The sequence below is a fragment of the Cupriavidus sp. WGlv3 genome (assembly GCF_023952475.1).
GTDB lineage: Bacteria > Pseudomonadota > Gammaproteobacteria > Burkholderiales > Burkholderiaceae > Cupriavidus > Cupriavidus phytorum.
Genome location: NZ_JALHRX010000079.1, coordinates 1 through 2,197, shown reverse-complemented (window position 1 = coordinate 2,197; position 2,197 = coordinate 1). Strand labels below are relative to the sequence as shown.

Here is a 2,197-nt window from a genome sequence, read left to right as displayed (position 1 = left end):
GGCTTCGATTTCCTTGATCGACCTCAAGGGCGAGCGTCTTTCGGCACCGATACTGAAGAGAAGCAAGGCTTTGCCTGCGCCGTTGCGCGCAAGGAGGCTTCTATGTCGGGCAAGCTGGCAACGACAAGCAATGATGAGCGCGTTCAAGCGACGGAGCGGCGGCTATCGAGGTCAAGACTGGTTACGGTCGGATTTCTGCTTGTCATTGGCTACTTTCTCTGGACAGAGCACCGGGCCCATGTCATCCAGGCCCTGCCTTACCTGCTCCTGGCCGCCTGTCCGTTGATGCATCTTTTCATGCACCAGGGGCACGGGCATGGTCATCACCGACAGGGGCGAGCGCGGGACGGTCATGACATCGATGGAGGACGGCGATGACCGAGCATCCGCAATACGGCTATGGGCTGTGGTCGCTGGTGATCATCAATTCGGCGGTATTCATCGTCTTCGCCTTCAGCTTCGCCAAGCCCAAGACATCTCGTGACTGGCGGTCCTTTGGCGCGTTCTCGGCGTTCATTGTTGCTCTCTTCACCGAGATGTACGGGATCCCCTTGACGATCTACCTCATGCTGCCGTGGCTCTCGGCGAGATTCCCTGGCATCGATTTCCTGTCGCACGACGCGGGCCATCTGCCTGAGATGCTGTTCGGCTGGCAAGGCAATCCGCACCTGGGGCCATTCCATATCGCCAGCAATATCCTTATCTTCGGCGGCTTCCTGATGTTGTCATCCGCCTGGCGTGTTCTATACAATGCGCAGCAGGAAGGCCGTCTGGCGACGACGGGCCTCTACGCGCACATCAGGCATCCGCAGTATGTTGCGTTCATTCTCGTCATGGCCGGCTTCCTCCTGCAATGGCCGACGATTCTTATCTTGTTGATGTTCCCGGTTCTCGCCTGGATGTATGTTCGCTTGGCCAGAGCGGAGGAGCAAGATGTGCTGGAAGCATTCGGCCAGCAGTATGAAGCGTACCGCAGGCGAACGCCTGGGTTCGTTCCACGGATTCGATTCAGCCAGTTGTTTCGCGCCAAGCCTCACTGAAGCGGCTGAACCAAGGAGGTAGTCATGAAACCCATCAAGACTGGCATCGTGCTTTCCCTCACGGTTGTGTTGTTCTATATCTTGTGTACTCTGGTTTGGGTAGCACTCCCGGAGCCGTTCATGAACTTCATGAACTCACTTTTTCACGGGCTCGATTTCAGGCGGCTCCAGACCGGTCAGTCGTTCTCCTGGTGGGATACCGCGTATCCGGCCATTGTGTTCGCGATCTGGTTTTTCGCCGTTGGTGTCTTCTTCGCCTGGCTTGGCAACAAAGTGGGAAATGAGGATTGAAGCCATGGGCATATGCACGCACCGGCGCGTCGGCACCGTTAGGGTGTTGGCCTTGCTGGAGCCACTACCGCTGCAACCATGGGCCATGCGCGTAGAGAAGCAGCGTCCACGTGTCAGAGTCGTCGCGTTGACAACGACTCAATGTACGCAGAGCCTGGCGCGAGCACGATCATCCGCGAGTCATCTTCGATTGCCCGGTGGTTCTGAGCGCGATTGCCGCGCCCTTGAACTCGTCCAGACGCGCGTCGCAGCGCATTGCCATTACCCATAATACTTGCGGCCGATCAAATGGAGGCCGGTCTGGCGTCCTACAGTAGCTTGCACCAGGAACTCTCCCAGCTAACGCCCCCCAGGAGTGTCGCAATGACGCCTGTAGCCGACCATGGCTTTGACGTTTACTCGCCTAAACAAGTCGCGAGCAGGGTCAACGAATTCTGCATTGCCAAGGCTCACATGCCGCTGCTCACGCTGGCAATGCTAGGCATGCTCGCGGGGGCGTTCATCGGGCTGGGCGCGCTGATGTTTGCTCTGGTGAGCAGCGATGCATCGCTCGGCTTCGCAGCGAGTCGCCTGCTAGGGGGGCTTGGATTTTCGCTTGGCCTGATTTTGGTGACGGTGGCCGGTGCTGAACTGTTTACCGGCAATAACCTGCTGGCCATGGCCTGGGCCAGCGGCTGCGTAAGCACTCGCGACGTGCTGCGCAACTGGGTGGTCGTGTGCATGGCCAATTTCATTGGCGCACTCGGGCTGGCGCTGCTGGTCTGGCTTTCGGGCCACGCCACGATGAATGGGGGTGCCGTAGCAACCACAGTCGTCGCCATCGCCACCGCCAAGGCCGGACTTTCGGCAACCGACGCCTTTTTTTG

General features: G+C 58.7%; 4 protein-coding genes. All 4 read left to right on the top strand.

Going from position 1 to position 2,197, the window contains the following annotated elements:
* Positions 1-102 precede the first annotated feature (102 nt).
* The gene (locus tag MKD38_RS30470) at positions 103-378 is read left to right on the top strand and encodes a DUF2933 domain-containing protein (protein ID WP_012354637.1); all 276 of its coding nucleotides are present in this window, start codon (positions 103-105) and stop codon (positions 376-378) included.
* Positions 375-1,040, top strand: coding sequence for a methyltransferase family protein (locus MKD38_RS30465; RefSeq protein ID WP_012354638.1), 666 nt, complete (start codon positions 375-377; stop codon positions 1,038-1,040). Before MKD38_RS30470 ends, MKD38_RS30465 begins: the two co-directional genes overlap by 4 nt.
* A gap of 24 nt (positions 1,041-1,064) precedes the next feature.
* Positions 1,065-1,331: a DUF5676 family membrane protein gene (locus MKD38_RS30460; protein ID WP_012354639.1), complete on the top strand. Its 267-nt coding sequence runs from the start codon at positions 1,065-1,067 to the stop codon at positions 1,329-1,331.
* A gap of 363 nt (positions 1,332-1,694) precedes the next feature.
* A partial coding sequence (locus MKD38_RS30455) for a formate/nitrite transporter family protein (RefSeq protein ID WP_147298075.1) occupies positions 1,695-2,197 on the top strand: 503 nt, incomplete at its 3' end.

Bases quoted from the DNA above. Each gene is read 5' to 3' on its own strand.
- MKD38_RS30470 (WP_012354637.1), top strand. From the start codon at position 103: ATGTCGGGCAAGCTGGCAACGACAAGCAATGATGAGCGCGTTCAAGCG.
- MKD38_RS30465 (WP_012354638.1), top strand. From the start codon at position 375: ATGACCGAGCATCCGCAATACGGCTATGGGCTGTGGTCGCTGGTGATC.
- MKD38_RS30460 (WP_012354639.1), top strand. From the start codon at position 1,065: ATGAAACCCATCAAGACTGGCATCGTGCTTTCCCTCACGGTTGTGTTG.